Genomic DNA, 19354 nt, shown 5'->3' with positions numbered 1-19354 from the left:
AGGCTTCCAACAGTTGGAAGCCTTTTTTGTTAAATACCTATGCAACCTGCCGATTACGAACACCTCACTCCTGCCCAGGCCATTGCCTATCAGCATGAATTGCGAAAGCAGATACAGATAAAGCCACTTGAAACGCCAATTAATACTATTGCCGGGGCTGATATATCTTACAACAAATATGAGGAAACCGTTTATGCAGGCATTGTGCTGTTCAGTTATCCTGACCTAAAGATAGTTGGCAATGCTAATGCCATCAGCCGTACTTCGTTTCCATATATCTCAGGGTTACTGGCTTTCCGCGAAGTACCCGCCCTGCTTGAAGCGTGGGAAAAGCTTGAAATAAAACCAGATGTCCTGGTGCTTGATGGGCAAGGTATTGCACATGAGCGTCGTTTGGGTATTGCTACGCATTTCGGTTTGATAATGAACGTTCCAACCATTGGCAGCGCTAAAAGCAGGTTAACCGGTAAATATGAGGAGCCAGACAACGAACCCCTTGCTCAAAGTGCAATGTATGATAAAGGTGAGTTAATCGGCATAGCCTTACGCAGTAAACGCAATTGCAATCCTATTTATATTTCACCGGGGCACAATATCAGTATGCAGCAAAGCGTTGACATCATCAAACATTGCATACGCGGCTACCGCATACCCGAACCAACCCGGCAGGCACACTTGCTGGTTAACCAGGTACGTTTAGCCAACAGCGCTAAACCCGGTAATCAATATGACCTTTTCACTTAATATCTTATTATAAAATGAAGCACTTAAAAGCACTGGTGTTACATTTTTATAAGCATATTATATTTCTAAATCTATTATTTACGCTTGGTAGTCTTTATCAATGTGCTGTATTTGGTGCAGCTTCGCTGCCAATTGCAATAGGTATTAAATTGTTCGGTTATTTTGTTACTGTATCATATCAGTACTTTTTTGAGCCTAAAAGCTATTTCTATTTCCGTAACGCGGGCTACAGTGCACGGCAGATGTACACTTATACATTCGCATTAGATTTTTTGATTTATATTGTTCTGTCAATACCTTCACACCTAATCCATTATGCCATTACAAACGTTAAAGGTTGATAGCGTACAACTGGAGTTTGATGACCGTAAGATTCTTCAGGACGTTTTCATTAGCTGCACACAGGGTGAAGTAATAGGTTTGCTTGGTCGTAACGGTTGTGGCAAATCATCTTTGCTACGCATAATTTTTGGCAGTCTTAATTGTAGTTACAGGTACATAAGTATTAATGGAGAATACATTAAGAAAGGCTATCACAACAACCGCATTGCTTACTTGCCTCAACACAATTATTTGCCTAAAGGGATCAAAATATCAAAGCTGGCACTACCGCTTGTCGACCCTAACATTTGGGATGAATTGCCTCACATCCTATATATAAAAATTATCACAACAAAACAGCCGGTGAGCTTTCAGGTGGCGAATTACGCCAATTAGAAACTTTAATGATTATTTGCAGCAGGGCTGATTTTATCTTGCTTGATGAGCCCTTTACACATATATCTCCTGTACAGGTCGAGACCTTTAAACCGCTCATTAAACAGTGCGCCAAAACAAAAGGCATTATTGTAACCGATCATCAATATTATAATGTGCTTGACATCAGCGACAGGATAATTCTTTTAAACAACGGAGCAACCAAAGCTATTAATAGCGCTGCCGATTTAGTTGAGTACAATTACATAAGCGGATATTAGCATGTATATACATTTTTATTAACAATTGTAACACAAGCATTATAATGCTCGTCTTATGGGTGTTCAACCTGTTGATTGATGCACAAGTTATACGCATTTCTTATTGCAATTGTACTTACGGCAAGCGGTTTTACAACTGCTAAGGCAACTGCTATTGAACTTGGCGGCGTATATATCGGCACGGATGACTATGACCCTGATCCCGAAACTTATGGTGATTTTAAAACTTTAGTTGTTCCCATAAAACGAGCTGGTAACCTGCTGCTTGTAGAAGCGAAAATTGATAGTATAATGGGCAACTTTGTGCTTGATACCGGCGCGCCGCATCTGGTACTTAACTCCACTTATTTTCGATACATGCCCCCTATTAATACCCAGGAATCAGGCGGGATAAATGGCGAAGTAGCCAATACGTTCACTACAGAAGTAACAAACTTTTCTATACTCGATTTGTATTACCGCAGGCTAAAAGCCGATGTTACCGACCTTTCAGCTATCGAAAACGGTCGTAATGTAAAAATACTCGGCTTGCTGGGGACCCGGCTTTTTTCGAAGTTCGCTATAACAGTAGATATATTTAAAAACGTACTATACATACATAAACTGGATGAAGACGGAAATATCCCTACAGCTGAAAGGATATTTAGTCAGCCATATATGACAAGTCCGTTTAAACTGCTTAATGACGTGATTTTCCTGAAAAGCAGCATCAACAATAACGATATGTGGCTGGCCTTTGATACGGGTGCCGAAACAAACCTTTTGGATTACCGCAGGTCAAAGAAAATAATGCAAAGTATGGAAGTGCTTAACACAGCAAAACTTACGGGCGTTGGCGGGTCATCCTATCAAATTATTTACGCGAAGTTTGATCAATTAATGGTTGGCGACCGTATATTTATGAAAAACCAGGTAGTGCTAACCAATTTAGAGAACATGGGAAGGGCTTATGGCCACTCCGTCGACGGTATACTGGGTTACGACTTTTTTATGCGGGGCGTGTTCACAATTAATTTTGTGAAGAAGGAGTTTGAGATGTACACTTATAAACTATGAGGCTGATCAGGTATTATATATTAACGCTGTTGCTGCTGGCGTGCGGAATGCCTTCGTTTGCCCAAAAAGCAAGCAACAACCTGGTATTGACTGATGACAAACTGATACTGCTACTCGACCTTCGATCATCTCAAAATTCTATCGACAGTATATTAAAACGTGCAGGCATTCCGCCAGGCAAAGGTGACGATGTACTTAATAATGACTTCAAAGCGCTGCTTAAAGATGGCTGGCAACTAAGGGAACGCCATGGCAATGTTGTGCAGTTCAACAAGTCGATTGAAAGCGATGTGGCACCTTCGAAGCCATATCTGCTCACTGTTAACCTTATTAAAACATCGGGCCGTCCCGGTTATCCTGCTGAAGTGGTATTTGGCAGAAATAAATTCTCAAGGCTTACCGTGCGTGAATTGCCTTCCGGATTGACAAGATTTTTCATGCCGGGTAACCTTGCGGCTAAGAAAGTGCAGTTATCAGGCAGTTTTAATAAGTGGACAACATCGCAAGGCTTGATGCTTAAAACCGACAGCGGCTGGATAAAAGACATCAAACTATCGCCGGGTATTTATGCCTATAAATACATCATCAACGGCCGATGGACACACGATATCTTCAATCAGCAGAGCGAAGATGACGGCTATCATGGATATAATTCAATTTATTTCAGGTACAATTATACTTTTAAGCTTCCCGGTTATTTAAACGCAAAAAGCGTAGCCGTTACAGGCAATTTCAATAACTGGGAAGCTGATGATATACCTTTGCGAAAAACGAAGACTGGCTGGCAGGTTACACTTTACCTGCATGAAGGATCGTACAAATATCATTTTGTTGTTGACGGAAAATCGCTTGCAGACCCGGCCAACTCGTCCAAAGTAAAAGAAGATAATGGCACCTCAAACTCGGTGATCAACCTTGGTGAAACAGTAGCATTCAAACTAAAAGGATATCAGAACGCCAAAAAAGTATGTGTAGCGGGTAACTTTAACAACTGGAAACCAGATAATCTTTATCTTAAAAAACTGAATAACGAATGGCTCATGTCGCTGGTATTAAAACCAGGAAACTATCAGTATAAATTTATTGTTGACGGTAACTGGATGACCGACCCTGCAAATACCTGTTATGCTGTTGAAGGCGGTATAACCAACTCATTTATGGCAGTTGACCCAACCTATACGTTCAGACTTAAAGGGTATGCCAAAGCAAGTTCGGTACGTGTGGCGGGCAGTTTTAACAATTGGGACCCTGATCAATATACCATGTGCCGCAATAAAGACGAGTGGTACATCAGCATGAAATTATCGCCGGGTAAACACCGCTATAAATTTATAGTTGATGGTAAATGGATACTCGACCCGGCAAACAAACTATGGGAAGAAAATGAGCATAACACCGGCAATTCGGTGTTATGGCTTGAATGATAAAACATAACTATTTATTTATAAAGATGACTATACCTATTTACCAGGTTGACGCCTTTACCGATAAACTGTTTGGCGGTAATCCGGCGGCAATATGCCCGTTAACAGAATGGCTTCCTGACGAAATGATGCAAAAAATCGCAGTTGAGAATAACCTGGCTGAGACGGCATTTTTCGTTAAAAATAAAACCGGCTATAAACTGCGCTGGTTCACGCCCGAGTATGAGATAGACCTTTGCGGACACGCTACGCTGGCTACCGCGCATATTATATTCACCGAATTAGGTTATACAGCCGATACTTTAGAATTTGAAACCGTTAAAGCAGGTACATTAACCGTAGCTAAACAAGGCGATAAATATTTAATGGACTTTCCATCACGACCGCCGCAGCCTGCAAGTTTGCCTGACGGACTGATTGAAGCGCTTGGCGGCAAACAACCTGTTGAGGTATTAAAATCGCGCGATTACTTTTTGGTATACGAAAGCGAATACGACATCCGCAACACCGCCCCCGACTTTTCATTACTTTCGAAAATAGATACCCTGGGCGTTATCATCACCGCTCCTGGTATTGAAGCCGATTTTGTATCACGCTTTTTTGCCCCATCAGCCGGTATTCCTGAGGACCCGGTTACCGGTTCGGCACATTGTAATTTGATTCCTTACTGGGCAGAAAAACTTGGCAAAAACGAATTGCGTGCTTATCAATTATCTGCGCGTAAAGGCGAGCTTTGGTGCGAGCATAAAGGCGACAGGGCACTTATGGCTGGTAAAGCAGTAACGTTTTTAAAGGGTGAGATTTACATATGATACTTTTACATTTCACATCTATCAAAATTGCCTATTCTTTAGTATCTTTCCTCGTTAAAGGATTTTTCTTTTAAGGAGCGGAAAGAATACATGCAGCTTACACGATTAGAGATCAAGGGTTTCAAAAGTTTCGGTGATAAGATCACTATTAATTTTAATGATGGTGTAACGGGTATTGTAGGACCAAACGGCTGCGGTAAATCAAATGTTGTGGATGCCATACGCTGGGTATTGGGTGAGCAAAGTACCCGTGCGTTGCGGTCGGAGAAAATGGAGAATATCATTTTTAACGGCACTAAAAACCGCAAAGCAGCTAACCTTGCAGAGGTATCCCTTACTTTTGACAATACCAAAAACATCCTTCCTACTGAATATTCTCAGGTAACACTCACGCGTAAACTATACCGTACCGGCGACAGTGAATATCGTTTGAACGATGTGCAGTGCCGACTGAAAGATATTACCGACCTGTTTCTGGACACTGGTATAGGCTCCGACTCCTACTCAATCATCGAGCTGAAGATGATCGATGAGATCATTACAAACAAAGAAGGCAGCCGCCGCAACTTGTTTGAAGAAGCATCGGGCATATCAAAATACAAACTGCGTAAAAAGCAGACCTTTAATAAGCTAAAAGATACCGAAGCTGATCTGGCCCGTGTAGAGGACCTGCTTTTCGAAATAGAAAAGAACCTGAAAACGCTGGAAAATCAGGCAAAAAAAACCGAACGGTATTATCGACTTAAAGATCAGTATAAGGCACTGAGCATTACGCTTGCCTCATTTAGAATAGCATCATTTAGTGAATCTCTAAGCAAAATAGAAGATCAGGAGCAAAAACAGCGAGGTGAAAAAACAGGCATTCTAACACAAATTGATAAGCTGGAAGCTGAAGTTCAAAAAGATAAGCTGGAAAGCATCACACGGGAAAAAAACCTGTCGGTGCAGCAGAAGGCTACCAACGAGTACGTTTCCAAGATAAGGGCTTACGAGAGCGAGAAAAAGATAAAAAATGAACAGCTGAAGTTTCAGCAGGACAAGGAAAAACGCTTAAGCGAAGAGTTGGAACGTGACCGCGGGCAGTTAAATCATGTGTTATATAATTTCAAGCGTCTTGCAGAAGAAAAGCTTCTTGAAGAGGAGACACTACAAACCGTACAGGATGCTTTAAATGACCTGAAGCTGGCCGTTGATAATCTGCGCGAACAGCAAACTGAAGCTCGTAATGAATTGAATGAGCTTAACGCTGTAAACAACAGGTTGCAAAGCCAGGTTTATAAAGCCGAAAAAGATCTCGAAATACTAAGCATACAACAACAGGCGCTTGAACAGGAAAGCCAGCGCAACATGGAGGACGCAAGCAACAAGGAAGCTGAACTTTCGCACTTTAACGAGGCGGTAAGCGAATTGCAGGTGCGGGTAGAAACACTTGAAACCGAATATCAGCAAGCTGTTGATTTTGAAACCAAGCTACAGGAGCAGATCACCAATACCGAAGGTACCATTTCAACATTAAAAGATACCATTACTGCCGACAGCCGCAAGCTCGACGCGAAACAAAACGAATATAACCTGACAAAGAGCTTGGTTGATAACCTTGAAGGTTTTCCAGAGTCGATAAGGTTTTTAAAGAAGAATACTGACTGGGCCAAAAACGCACCGCTTTTTAGTGATATCTTATTTTGCAGGGAAGAATACCGGGTGGCTATTGAGAACTACCTTGAGCCGCTGATGAACCACTATGTTGTTGAAAGCTATGAGGAGGCTATAGCAGCTATAAAACTGTTGAGTGATGCCGCGCGCGGCCGTGCACAGTTCTTTATTCTCGACAGCTTTAAGGATATTAAGACAGCCGATGATATTAACTCTACCTGGAAACCTGCTCTAAGTGTAATTGAGGTTGATAAAAAATACCAGGCATTGTGCAGCCACCTGCTTAAAAATGTTTATCTGCTTGACGATACCAACGATCAGCAGATGGATGCTTCTGCCCTGCCGGCTGATGTTGTATTATTGGGTAAAAGCGGAAAGTTCAATAAATCCAGATACACAATGGCGGGTGGTTCTGTTGGCTTGTTTGAAGGTAAACGGATTGGTCGTGCCAAAAACCTTGAGAATCTTCAAAAAGAAATCAAATCGCTTGATGCTGAATTAACCACTTCAAAAGGGCAACTGGAAAACCTGCAAACGCAATTAACCGGTATGAAAGCCGCAGGCAAGGCCGTCGAAATACGCCAGCAGCAACAGGAACTTAACCGCCTCACTACCGAATTGGTTACCATAAAAACCAGGCAGGAACAATACCAGGCTTTTATTGAAAACAGCCTAAACCGCAAGCAAGACATCGCTCAGAAAATTGAGAGCATTAACAACGATATGGCGGCGTTGAAACCTCAATTGGAAGACCTGCGGGCACAAAAGCAAACGCAGCAGGAGCTACTACAAGAAAAGCAGGCTGAGTTTACAGAGCTTAACGAGTTAGTCACTGTCCGGTCAAATGCCTACAACCAGCAAAATATACGCTTTCATCAGCAGCAGAACAAGGTTTCAAGCCTGGTGAAAGATCAGGAATACCGCGAATCGCAAAAAGAAGCGCTGGAAACGCGAATTACACAAAACAGTACCGAACTGGAAAAAGTGAAGGCTGCTATCCATGAAAATCTGCAGCAAACCGGTCATTCGGATGATGACTTGATGGCTATGTATGAGCAGAAAGAATCGTTGGAAAAAGCTACGCAACAAGCCGAACAGGAATACTATGAATGGCGCGGTAAAATAGCTGAAAGTGAAAACGAAATATCGGCCCTTCGGCGTAAAAAAGACAATGCCGAAGCTATTGAGAATGAGCTGAAAGATCAGCGGAATAACTTGAAGATAGAACTAAACTCATTGAAAGAACGCCTTTCTGTAGAGTTTAATGTAGATATTGAAGACCTGCTTGATACCGAAGTCCCCGCTGACGAAAGCGAACAGGAGCTACGCGAAAAAACAGAGAAGCTAAAAAAACAGCTTGACGATTTTGGTGCCATTAACCCTATGGCTGTTGAAGCTTATAACGAAATGAATGAACGTTATGAGTTTATTCAGGGACAAAAGCGAGACCTTGCTGAAGCAAAGGCATCACTGTTGGCTACAATACAGGAAATAGATGATACCGCGCGCGAAAAATTCATGAGCGCATTTACACAGGTGCGGGAGAACTTCATAAAAGTGTTCCGTTCACTATTTAATGATGAGGATTCGTGCGATTTGATACTGACCGATCCGCAGAACCCGCTTGAGTCGGACATTGATATTATAGCCCGGCCAAAAGGAAAAAGGCCATTGTCAATAAACCAGCTTTCAGGCGGAGAAAAAACACTGACCGCTACGGCCATCCTGTTCTCACTTTACCTGTTAAAGCCAGCGCCATTCTGTATTTTTGATGAGGTTGACGCGCCGCTCGATGATACCAATATTGATAAGTTCAACAACATCATCCGCAAATTTTCAACCGACTCGCAATTCATCATTGTATCACATAACAAGCGCACTATTGCCAGTACCGACGTTATTTACGGCGTTACAATGGTTGAACAAGGCATCTCGCGTGTAGTAGCGGTTGACTTGCGCGAACTGGCCGATTAAGGCATAAAAAAAGCGATTACTTTTGGCAACCGCTTTGTTAAAGTTAAAAAGCTTATCTCACTTTTAATTCGTCTTTTCCGAGTATCATACCCTTAAAACGCGGTTTGCTTAGTTGTATGCCCATTTCACGGATTACAGATGCTGAACGTACTTCCGCTTTCCTTTTCATGTTGCTCTTAATAATAGGTAGAAAACTATTATTGGTAATATAATTCAGTGCCTGCTTTAAACACCATTCGTTTTCGTCACCAAAATCGCGTGTAACATCATCATACTGATAAACGCCGGGATAAGTTGCTGAACCAGGTGTCATACCGGCATAATATCCACCCTTTCCTACTGAATTTTTTGTTTCAAACTGTGGAATATACAGGTCATATTTTCCAAAGGGAGTACCGTAAAACCCTACCGGCTTACCATAACTGGTTTCACCTACTAATTGTACATCAAGATGCGGTTTCATGTTATTGATAACCAATTCACTGGCTGAAGCCGAGCTGCCTGTGACAATAAACACCACCTTACTCACTTCTAATGATCCTTCTTTATTAAAACGTATTTGCGCGTTAGGGTTCTCTGGTTTTAAATCTCCTGGCTTAAGTTCATTGTCAAATACCTTTCTGTTAAATATCGGGCATTTAGCATTCTGTATATTCTCATTAAAGTAATAACTATACATTAAAGCGTTATTTTTTGCTGAGGGTACCATTAAATCGCACAAATAAGCAGCGGTATTGGTGTATCCGCCACCATTATACCTAAGATCTATTACAAGGCTTGTTACACTTCCTGCGCTGAAAGCATTAAAAGCCTGCGCAATTTTTGGCTTGGCGTTTTCAATGGCGGTAAAGGTATCAAAAACCATATAACCTACTTTTTTTCCGCCCACGGTTATTATTTTATATGCTAACACCGGGTTGATGGTGTATTCACCCACATTAAAATCGGCAGTAAAAGAGGAACCGTCGGGTTTCTCCAAACCAAGTTTTATATTGTCGTTGTTATATAAAGCATTTATAAGAAAAGAAATATTCGCATTGGTTTGCGAAAGCGAAGTGCGGTCATTAATGCTGGTAATTTTATAACCACGCCTTAAACCTGCCGCAGCTGCAGGCGAGTTAAGGTAAACAGATTTTACATATAATTCTCCGTCAATTGAATACCTTACATCAAAGCCAAAATCGCCCGCTTGTCCACCCAGTTCGCCTGATGTGCTTCCATCATCTATAAACGAATATTTTGATTCGCCCTCAGCGCTTTCATTGAATTCGAAAGGTTTTTTTGTATCCGGGTTTATGGCAAACTGCGAAAGGGCGTCAACTTCGGCCTGCAAAGTGGACAGATCACTCTTTCCGTCAAAATCTCTTGGCTTAAAAGACGCATATGTAGGTAAGGCAGTATTCCATAAATACGATTCTTTAGCATATAAAAATACCGAATCCTGTATTTTTTGAAACGCTGTGCCTTCAGTTGGTACTTTATCCTCGTCATCTTTTGGAGCTTTATCTTTTTTACAAGCTGTAAAGGCAGCTAAAATAATCAGGGGAATAAATAACAGTTTTTTCTTCATATCACTCACAATTCAATCATTAACGCTATATACGACAATTACTTACTTAAAGTTCAAAACAAAATCAGCTGATTTATAATAATCAACTCCAGCAGCTTCAGCAGTAAACTCATCAGTACTGCTGTTACCCACCATAACTACATCCCTGCGGTTCAGTTTGTGTTCGGCAATCAGCTGGTTTAAAGCGTCGGGTTCGGGTTTAGCCCTTATCTCATCAGCAAAATAACAGGTTAAATAAGATTCGAGCCCGTTCCATTCGGTTTGCTTTATTTTATTTAGCTGTTGTTGTGGATTGCCATTGGTCAAGATAAAGATTTTTTTCCTGTCAACTACTATATCCTGCAATAAAGTGAGCATATTTTGGTAAAGCAAGAGCTTTAAAGGTAAGCGCGATGTAACAAGCATATCCTCCAGGTTAGTGCGATATCTTTCGTCAACATTAAACTTTTCTTTTAAAGTATCAAAAACACCGGCATGGCCTTTTTCTGCGTAAGTATTGGTCATTAATGCTGTCATGGCTTTTGCATCCCACAGTTCTGTGTACTCAAGCATGTTGGCAAACAGGTAATATACCTGGAAAAGGTAATCCTTTTCAGGGTACAGTACATTGTCCAGTTCAAACACAAAAGCCTGCTTTCTAGGGTCGATGTCGTTATACTTCATCGGTATAAATTATGTTAATGCCGTATTCGTTAAATAATTGCGTCGCTTCATTAAGCAGCAACGCTTCCTCTTTGTTAAGCGGATATATGGTATCGATGCTTTTATCAAGGCAAAGCGTAAGCATCTGGTGCGCATAACTTGGCGACGCCGGATTAGGCAACTGTATCATTTTACCGCTCGACACCATAAAACCGGGAATATCATGATAGTCGCCCAGCAGGAGATTTTCACTGCCTAAATTATTGCTTATGCGGTATGCCCCTGGCGATGTTGCCGCCGTTATAAGAGTATATGGCATGTGGATATTATTGTATTAAACCATCCTTCATGAAAACGCGCCTGTCTGAAAGTTCAGCCAGTTCTTCGTTATGCGTTACTATCACAAAAGTTTGATGGAAATCGTTACGAAGTTTAAGGAATAACTCGTGCAGTTCACGGGCATTGGCCGAATCCAGGTTGCCTGACGGCTCATCAGCAAACACCAGCGCCGGATCGTTGATAAGCGCGCGGGCAACGGCTACCCGCTGCTGTTCGCCGCCCGAAAGCTGTGCCGGTTTGTGATGTACACGATGCTCAAGTCCTAAAAGTTCAAGCAACTCCCCTGCCCTTTTTTCGGCGGCATGTTTTGCTTTACCGGCTATAAAAGCAGGCATACAAACGTTTTCAATAGCCGAAAACTCTGCAAGCAAATGGTGAAACTGAAATATAAAGCCAATATGCTTATTGCGGAAGTTACTCAACTGCTTATTGTTAAGCCGGCTTACTTCGATGTTGTTAATATGTATGCTGCCAGCATCAGGCGTGTCAAGCGTGCCTAAAATATTAAGCAGGGTACTTTTACCCGCCCCCGAAGCGCCTACAATACTTACTATTTCGCCTTTGTTCACTTCAAGGTCAACTCCTTTTAATATTTCGAGCTGGCCGTATTTTTTGTGGATAGCATGTGCTTTCAGCATAAAGCAAAGGTAATGGTTTGTTTGGTTAGTAGCGATATACGTAGCGTTTATGTAGCGATGGGTTTTAAACCCATCGCTACGACGTAATGCCATGTTCAATCCAAACAAAATCATTTGAATATCACTTAATCACGGTATCAACTTTCATTTAATACAAAAAAGCGTAGATTTACCGCAAATCTTATAGAAACATGAACATTCACGAATATCAGGGCAAAGCTATATTAAAAAGCTTTGGTGTAAGGGTTCAGGAAGGCATTGTTGCCGACACAGTTGACCAGGCAGTTGAAGCTGCTCAAAAACTAAAAGACGACTTTAATTCGAGCTGGGTAGTTGTAAAAGCCCAGATACATGCAGGCGGCCGCGGTAAAGGCGGTGGTGTTAAGCTTGCAAAGAACCTTGATGAGGTGAAAGAAAAGGCCGGTGCTATTATAGGCATGCAGTTGGTTACCCCGCAAACCGGTCCGGAAGGTAAAAAAGTAAATAAGGTGCTGGTTGCGCAGGATGTTTACTATCCGGGTGAAAGCGAAACCAAAGAGTTTTATGTAAGCGTATTGCTTGATCGTGCGAAAGGCCGTAACATCATTATGTACTCTACTGAAGGCGGTATGGACATTGAGGCTGTTGCCGAACATACTCCTGAGAAAATATTTAAAGAAGAGATTGATCCTAAAGTAGGTTTGCAAGGTTTCCAGGCGCGCAAAATTGCTTTTAATCTTGGTCTGTCAGGCGAAGCCTTTAAAGACATGACAAAGTTTATCACCGCTTTATACAAAGCGTATGTAGCAACTGATTCGTCATTGTTTGAGATCAACCCTGTTTTAAAAACATCTGATAACAAGATATTGGCCGTTGACGCTAAGGTAAACCTTGATGACAACGCTTTATACCGTCATCCTGATTATGCCGCCCTGCGTGATACATCAGAGGAAGACCCTACCGAGGTTGAGGCAAGCAAGTCAAACCTTAACTATGTAAAGCTTGACGGTAACGTAGGCTGTATGGTAAACGGTGCCGGTTTGGCAATGGCTACCATGGACATTATTAAACTTGCCGGCGGTGAGCCTGCAAACTTTCTTGACGTAGGTGGTACTGCTAATGCGCAAACTGTTAAAGCTGCCTTCAACATCATTTTGCAAGACCCTAACGTGAAAGCCATCCTGATTAATATTTTTGGTGGTATAGTACGTTGCGACCGTGTTGCACAAGGTGTAATTGATGCCTACCAGGAAATTGGCAACATCCCTGTGCCTATCATTGTTCGTTTGCAAGGCACCAACGCTGCTGAAGCGAAAGAACTGATTGATAACTCAGGCCTAAAGGTTTACTCAGCTATATTACTGAAAGAAGCTGCCGAGCGTGTGAAAGAAGTTTTGGCTAAATAAGCTATACAAACATATGTGTATAAAAAGGGGACGCTTGTCCCCTTTTTTATTTGTATCTGCCTGATCTTTAATAAAACAATCCTTTATATTTGATGTTCAAACACTAATTATCACCCAATTGTAAAAGCGTCAAAGAGACAATACATGTTTAAACATCTATCTATATCTTTGTTTATAATTAGATAAAACAATAAATCACATACAATCATGGCAACTACAAAATGGGTATTAGACCCAACCCACTCAGAAGTACAATTTAAAGTAAAACACCTTGTAATTTCTACCGTAACCGGTTTCTTCCGCTCGTTTGAAGGTACACTTGAAACTGAAGGCGACGACGTAACCAACGGCCAGGTTGAATTTTCATTAGATGTTAACAGCATTGATACTAACCAGGACCAACGTGACGGCCACCTGAAATCAGCTGATTTTTTTGATGCTGAACAATATCCAAAAATCACTTTTAAATCAACATCATTTACAAGCGAAGGCGGTGACGACTATAAATTAACCGGCGACTTAACTATAAAAGATGTTACCAAACCGGTAACCCTTGATGTAGAGTTTGGTGGTTCGGCCGACGACTTTTATGGCAACACCAAAGCAGGTTTTGAAGTAAGCGGTAAAATTAACCGTAAAGATTTTGGCTTAACCTGGAACGGCGTAACCGAAGCCGGTTCGATAGTAGTTGGCGACGATGTAAAACTGATCTTCAACGTGCAGTTTGCAAAACAGAAATAAAAAACGTTTCAATATATTATTGTTAAAGCCACCTTGCGAAGGGTGGCTTTGTTATTTATGGTATATTTATTGGCAATAAGCTTTACACAATTACATGAAATATTCCCTTGTCTGTTTTCTCCTCTTGATTCTTGTCGGCTGCAGTAATCCTCAAAATAAAAAATCTGAAACAACCGATTTGAACAGAACAAATAGCATTAAGGCGGAAAGCACTATTCCAAATGGCGCATATTATAATGATCCGCCTAAAAATGATACAATTAATATCAGAACGATTTCTTCAGATACATTTTATGAAAGCAGACATGACCTGATAAAAATATTAAGATACTATCCTGAGTTTAAAGAGATAGCCGAGACTCCTGATATTACATACGCCAAACGTAACTACAGTAAACAAGCAAGCGAGGATGGTTACAATTTTGAAAGCGAGGTTGGGCAAGATAGTTATTACATTTTGTACGCTTACTTTCTTAAACAGAAAAGCGGGCATGAGGATAATGCAAGAAGAGAAAACCTTGTAAAAATTTTCAGGGATATTAATCACATCTACATGCGTTTAGGGGGAGGCGGTACTTACTTCGGACATATACATTCGCGAATATTGGGTTATGCAGAATATTCAGTTGATATATACAACTATGAAAAAAAATATAACGATTTAAAAACTTATAATATTTCGGCTCAAAAGAAATTATATACAGCTTTGCTTATTCAATACATTAACGACGAACTTATGCATAATTTTGATATATCAGATAAGGATAAAGCAACAGTTAGACAAGACTTGCTAAAAACAGTAAACCATCTTAACGGTTTAATAACTGACGAGTTCTATTTAAACCAGGCTCAGGAGTTTCAAAATAACAATTATTAGGCGAGATGATGCTTATCAAAATATATCCAGAAAACCCGAACGAGAAAGCCATTGAACAGGTGGTGCAGGTGCTGCGCAAAGGCGGCATCATCATCTACCCTACCGATACAGTTTATGGTTTGGGCTGTGATATTACCAACCACCGGGCTATTGAGCGTATTTGCCGTATTCGTAACATTAAGCCTGAAAAGGCTAATTTTTCCTTTATCTGTTACGATTTAAGCCATATATCCGACTATATAAAACCCATAGATAACACCACCTTCCGCGTGCTGAAAAAAGCGCTGCCGGGACCGTTCACCTTTATATTTAATGCCAGCGGTCTTGTACCCAAATTGGTAAGTTCCAACAAGAAAACAGTGGGTATACGTGTACCTGATAATAACATCGCCCGTGAAATTGTGAGGGTGCTTGGTAATCCTATCATCTCAACATCAATAAAGGATGAAGATGAAATTATTGAATACTCTACCGACCCGGAACTAATTCACGAGAAATACGAAGACCTTGTTGACCTGGTGATTGACGGTGGTTACGGTGGCAACCTCGCATCTACTGTGGTCGATTGCACATCAGGCGATTTCGAAATTATCCGCGAAGGTAAAGGCGAACTGGAACAATACCTGTAATTACGGCCTGATATTTTTAATAAACTCAGGAATACCCTCTAAGTAGTTCTTGGTAGCCAGATGCTTCACAAACGCACTTCCTACAATTGCACCTGCCGCATACTGGCAAGCTTTATTATACGATTCGCTGTTTGATATACCAAAACCGATAACAGCAGGATTTCTAAGTCCCATGCCCCGGATGCGCTTATAATAATCTTCAATATTAGTTGACACCTGCAAGCTACCGCCGGTAATTGACGATGAAGAAAGCAGATAAATAAAGCTATCGGTCAACCCGTCAATCTTACGTATGCGTTCTTCAGATGTATTTGGTGTAACCAGAAATATATTGCTCAGGTTGTTGTCTTTAAAGTAGCCTGAATAGAGCTTTTCATACTCATACATAGGCAGGTCGGGCACAATAACACCGTCTACGCCTACTTCCGACGCTTTTTTACAGAAACGTTCAACACCGTATTGCACCATCGGGTTGATATAGCCCATCAGCAAAATAGGAATGCTTACACGATTACGCAGATCTTTCAGTTGCTCAAAAAGCACATTCAGGGTCATACCATTTTCAAGCGCTTTTTCTGAGCTTTGCTGAATGGTTGGCCCATCTGCTACCGGGTCTGAATAAGGAAATCCAATTTCCAGGAAATCAACACCGGCATTTTCAAGCGCCTCGGCAATAGCTACAGTACTGTCAAGCGTTGGATACCCGGCAGTGTAATATATCGACAACAGGTTACTTTTTTTATTCGCGAAAAGGTTGTGTAAACGGTTCATGTTCTTTAGTCAATAGACCATGGTCCATAGTCGATAGCCGATTGTTTCTATGGTCTGTCGTCTATGGATTACGGACTAATTTAGTATCCAAAATGCTTTATGTACGTATCTAAGTCTTTATCTCCCCTGCCTGATATACAGATAACGATGTTATCTTCAGGCTTAAATTTAATTTTTTCAAGATAAGCCAGCGCGTGTGAGCTTTCAATAGCCGGAATTATGCCTTCCAGTTGACAGCATAACAAACCTGCGTTAAGTGCTTCTTCGTCGGTAATGCTTGCATATTGAGCACGTTTCGCTTTGTATAAATGCGCATGTTGCGGGCCAATGCCAGGATAATCAAGCCCTGCAGATATAGAGTACGGCTCAATTACCTGCCCATCTTCTGTTTGCATTAGTATGGTGCGGGTACCATGTAAAACACCCTCTTTACCCAAAAATGTAGTAGCTGCCGAATGGCCCGTATCAACGCCTTTGCCTGCAGCTTCAACAGCTATCAGTTTAACGTCCTCATCATCCAGAAAATGATAGAACATGCCCATGGCGTTACTTCCACCGCCCACACAAGCCAGTACATAGTTTGGGAGTTCGCTGCCGGTTTGTTCAAGTAATTGTTTTTTTGTTTCGAAAGAGATGATCGACTGGAACCTGGCCACCATTTCGGGGTAAGGATACGGCCCTACTACTGAACCAATAATGTAATGCGTGTCTTCCGGGTTACCTATCCAGTCGCGCAATGCCTCGTTGGTAGCGTCTTTCAGGGTTTTACTGCCTGATGTTGCAGGCACCACCTTGGCGCCCAGCATTTTCATGCGCGATACGTTTGGCGCCTGACGCTGCATATCAATTTCGCCCATGTACACTACGCATTCAAGTCCTTTCAAAGCACAAACGGTAGCTGTTGCCACGCCGTGCTGCCCGGCACCGGTTTCGGCGATAATACGTTTTTTGCCAAGGCGCTCGGCCAGCAATATCTGCCCGATTGCATTGTTTATTTTGTGCGAACCGGTATGGTTTAAGTCTTCACGTTTAAAGAAAATGTTGGTGCCATATTTCTCCGAATAGCGTTTGGCATAATACAGCGGTGAAGGGCGGCCAACATAATCTTTTAACAGCTGATCAAATTCGGCTTTAAAATCGTCGTCTTCCAATACCGCGAGGTACTGCTTTCTTAATTCCTCAATATTTGGGTACAGCATTTCGGGAATGTATGCTCCGCCGAAATCGCCGTAATAACCATGTTCATCAACTCCGTACTTCATGGATGTTTAGTTTCTTATCGTGTTAAATGCCTTTTGCAGGGCTTCAATATTTTTTATGCCGGGTTCGGTTTCAAAACGGCTGTTCAAATCCACACCGTAAAATTGCGGGTGATTAACCGCTGTCGCCTCGGCTATATTATCCGGACCAATACCACCTGATAGCATGAACGGTACATTGCCTGTATAGTTTTTTAAAATATCCCAATCAAAAGTTTTTCCAGACCCGCCGTGCACAGCAGTTTTGGTATCGAACAAAAACAAATCAACCACATCCGTGTAAGCATCAAGCTGATTGAAATCGAAATCTCCATCAACACCAAAAGCCTTTATCACTTGTACTTTGCCTTTAAATCGCACACAAAAGTGCGGTGTTTCGCTGCCGTGCAGTTGTATGGCCCCTAAACCATAATTTGCTATCAACCGTTCTATTTCTTCGGCACTCTCATTTACGAATACCCCGGTTTTTATAATGCTTTGCGACAGGTTGCTTACAGCTTCGGCCGATAAATCATCAATAAATCTCGGCGACTTATCATAACATATCAACCCGATATAATCAGGCTGTAAAGCTACAACTGCCTGTATATTATCCGGTTCTCTTAAGCCGCAAACCTTTATCTTCATGCTGCAGTGCTTATCAGTGCTTTAAAACTATCCAGCGCGCGCTTGCTTAACAATGCTTCTTCGGCTTCATAATAACAATCGGCAAATGATTTTTCTGGATTGATAGTTTTTATGGCCAGTGCCGCGTTGCACAGCACCACGTTGTTTTGTGCCGAGGTGCCGTCGCCGTTAAGCACACCTGTGAATATCGCCGCCGAATCAGCCACAGTATGTCCGCCTGTAATTTCATCAGGGTTCAACCTTTCAAAACCAAGACTGTCAATACTGTTTATTTTTTCGCCTTCGGCAGAAAAAGTTTTGAAATCGCCTGTTAATGAAACTTCATCATAACCGTCCAAAGCATTCACAATAGTATATTTTGTAGCCGATTGCTGATATAAATAAGCATATACACGTGCAAGTTCAAGGTTAAAAACGCCCACCAATTGGTTTTTCGGCTTCGCCGGATTCACCAGCGGGCCAAGCATATTAAAGAACGTTTTCACACCCAACTCGCGGCGGATAGGCGCAACAGTTTTCATAGCCGGATGGAAAAGCGGCGCGTGCAGAAAGCAGATATTGGCTTTGTCAACTCCTGTCTTCAGTTTATCCATATCATTCGTAAAACTGTAACCCAGGTATTCCATTACATTTGATGAACCACAGCCAGATGACACGCCATAGTTACCATGCTTGGCTACCTTATAACCTGCCCCGGCTACTACAAATGAGGCCAGTGTAGAAATATTGAAAGTATCCTTACCATCCCCACCGGTACCGCAAAGGTCTATCAAGGTATCGTGCTCAATATTAACCGGTAAGCAAAGCTCCAGCATAGCATCACGGAAACCCTCCAGTTCGTTCACGGTAATACTGCGCATACAATAAGCCGTCATAAAAGCGGCCATTTGCGAAGCGTTGTACTTACCCTGCGCAATGTCGGTCAGTATCTCTTTCGACTGCTGGCGGGTAAATGTTTTATGCTCGAATAAGTGGTTTAATATCTGTTTCATGGGCTTTAACAAAAAAGGGCTGCCTTGTGGCAACCCTTCTGAATATCTAAATAAACAAATACAGAATTGCCTTACGATTACTCGTTAAGCCACCAGCAGTTGTTTAATGCGTTCATTTCCATTACGGCACAAATATGAAAATATTTTTTCTAAAAGCAAGTAGAATGAAAAAAATCGGGAAAACCTTCACAGTTAAAAAATTTACCCAAAAGTAAACCAGCACGGATGTTTCATTGTTCAGATA

Annotated in this window: 19 protein-coding genes; 11 read left to right on the top strand and 8 right to left on the bottom strand. The window is 41.7% G+C overall.

The features are described from left to right. Nucleotides 1–39 precede the first annotated feature (39 nt). From nfi to smc, 7 genes are all read left to right on the top strand, one after another. Nucleotides 40–744, top strand: a complete 705-nt coding sequence (nfi, locus tag EOD41_RS03155) for a deoxyribonuclease V (RefSeq protein ID WP_127703316.1) — start codon at nt 40–42, stop codon at nt 742–744. 315 nt (nt 745–1059) lie between these two features. Further along, nucleotides 1060–1461, top strand: coding sequence for an ATP-binding cassette domain-containing protein (locus EOD41_RS03150; protein WP_127703315.1), 402 nt, complete (start codon nt 1060–1062; stop codon nt 1459–1461). A gap of 8 nt (nt 1462–1469) precedes the next feature. Continuing rightward, nucleotides 1470–1721: an ATP-binding cassette domain-containing protein gene (locus EOD41_RS03145; protein ID WP_127703314.1), complete on the top strand. Its 252-nt coding sequence runs from the start codon at nt 1470–1472 to the stop codon at nt 1719–1721. 78 nt (nt 1722–1799) lie between these two features. Then, complete coding sequence (locus EOD41_RS03140; protein WP_127703313.1) at nt 1800–2777, top strand: aspartyl protease family protein; 978 nt, start codon at nt 1800–1802, stop codon at nt 2775–2777. Further along, nucleotides 2774–4201, top strand: a complete 1428-nt coding sequence (locus EOD41_RS03135) for a hypothetical protein (RefSeq protein WP_127703312.1) — start codon at nt 2774–2776, stop codon at nt 4199–4201. The genes EOD41_RS03140 and EOD41_RS03135 overlap by 4 nt, the downstream gene beginning before the upstream one ends. A 26-nt stretch (nt 4202–4227) precedes the next feature. Then, a complete protein-coding gene (locus tag EOD41_RS03130; protein WP_127703311.1) occupies nt 4228–5013 on the top strand; it encodes a PhzF family phenazine biosynthesis protein in 786 nt (261 codons plus the stop codon). A 90-nt stretch (nt 5014–5103) separates the two neighbouring features. Then, nucleotides 5104–8640, top strand: a complete 3537-nt coding sequence (gene smc, locus EOD41_RS03125; protein WP_127703310.1) for a chromosome segregation protein SMC — start codon at nt 5104–5106, stop codon at nt 8638–8640. A 52-nt stretch (nt 8641–8692) separates the two neighbouring features. On the opposite strand, the gene EOD41_RS03120 is transcribed toward smc, so the two are convergent. Genes EOD41_RS03120 through EOD41_RS03105 form a run of 4 tightly spaced genes read right to left on the bottom strand, consistent with a single transcriptional unit; the run spans nt 8693 to nt 11829 of the window. Then, nucleotides 8693–10210 carry a S41 family peptidase gene (locus EOD41_RS03120; RefSeq protein ID WP_127703309.1) on the bottom strand — a complete coding sequence of 506 codons (1518 nt, stop codon included), beginning with the start codon at nt 10208–10210 and terminating at the stop codon, nt 8693–8695. Between the two features lie 42 nt (nt 10211–10252). Continuing rightward, entirely contained in the window at nt 10253–10873 is a 621-nt protein-coding gene (locus EOD41_RS03115; protein WP_127703308.1) for an HAD family hydrolase, read from the bottom strand. After that, nucleotides 10863–11171: a hypothetical protein gene (locus EOD41_RS03110; RefSeq protein ID WP_127703307.1), complete on the bottom strand. Its 309-nt coding sequence runs from the start codon at nt 11169–11171 to the stop codon at nt 10863–10865. Before EOD41_RS03110 ends, EOD41_RS03115 begins: the two co-directional genes overlap by 11 nt. 7 nt (nt 11172–11178) lie before the next feature. Then, nucleotides 11179–11829 (bottom strand): ABC transporter ATP-binding protein, encoded by a 651-nt coding sequence (locus EOD41_RS03105; RefSeq protein ID WP_127703554.1) that lies wholly within the window; start codon nt 11827–11829, stop codon nt 11179–11181. A 191-nt stretch (nt 11830–12020) separates the two neighbouring features. Here EOD41_RS03105 and sucC point away from each other — a divergent pair, with 191 nt between their 5' ends. From sucC to EOD41_RS03085, 4 genes are all read left to right on the top strand, one after another. Continuing rightward, entirely contained in the window at nt 12021–13214 is a 1194-nt protein-coding gene (gene sucC / locus EOD41_RS03100) for an ADP-forming succinate--CoA ligase subunit beta (protein WP_127703306.1), read from the top strand. A gap of 207 nt (nt 13215–13421) precedes the next feature. Next, entirely contained in the window at nt 13422–13955 is a 534-nt protein-coding gene (locus EOD41_RS03095) for a YceI family protein (protein WP_127703305.1), read from the top strand. Nucleotides 13956–14133: 178 nt separating this feature from the next. Further along, nucleotides 14134–14832 carry a hypothetical protein gene (locus EOD41_RS03090; RefSeq protein ID WP_127703304.1) on the top strand — a complete coding sequence of 233 codons (699 nt, stop codon included), beginning with the start codon at nt 14134–14136 and terminating at the stop codon, nt 14830–14832. 8 nt (nt 14833–14840) lie between these two features. After that, nucleotides 14841–15461, top strand: coding sequence for an L-threonylcarbamoyladenylate synthase (locus tag EOD41_RS03085; protein WP_127703553.1), 621 nt, complete (start codon nt 14841–14843; stop codon nt 15459–15461). Here EOD41_RS03085 and trpA read toward each other — a convergent pair whose 3' ends face one another. The 4 genes from trpA to trpD all read right to left on the bottom strand — a co-directional run bounded on the left by trpA (nt 15462) and on the right by trpD (nt 19110). After that, nucleotides 15462–16232 (bottom strand): tryptophan synthase subunit alpha, encoded by a 771-nt coding sequence (gene trpA, locus EOD41_RS03080; protein ID WP_127703303.1) that lies wholly within the window; start codon nt 16230–16232, stop codon nt 15462–15464. It lies immediately after the preceding gene. A gap of 80 nt (nt 16233–16312) precedes the next feature. Continuing rightward, entirely contained in the window at nt 16313–17494 is a 1182-nt protein-coding gene (trpB, locus tag EOD41_RS03075; protein WP_127703302.1) for a tryptophan synthase subunit beta, read from the bottom strand. Nucleotides 17495–17500: 6 nt separating this feature from the next. After that, the gene (locus EOD41_RS03070) at nt 17501–18118 is read right to left on the bottom strand and encodes a phosphoribosylanthranilate isomerase (protein ID WP_127703301.1); all 618 of its coding nucleotides are present in this window, start codon (nt 18116–18118) and stop codon (nt 17501–17503) included. After that, entirely contained in the window at nt 18115–19110 is a 996-nt protein-coding gene (gene trpD / locus EOD41_RS03065) for an anthranilate phosphoribosyltransferase (RefSeq protein ID WP_127703300.1), read from the bottom strand. The genes EOD41_RS03070 and trpD overlap by 4 nt, the downstream gene beginning before the upstream one ends. Nucleotides 19111–19354 lie beyond the last annotated feature (244 nt).

The sequence above is a fragment of the Mucilaginibacter limnophilus genome (assembly GCF_004005815.1).
Taxonomy (GTDB): Bacteria; Bacteroidota; Bacteroidia; order Sphingobacteriales; family Sphingobacteriaceae; genus Mucilaginibacter; species Mucilaginibacter limnophilus.
This window is presented reverse-complemented; position numbering and strand designations above follow the sequence as displayed.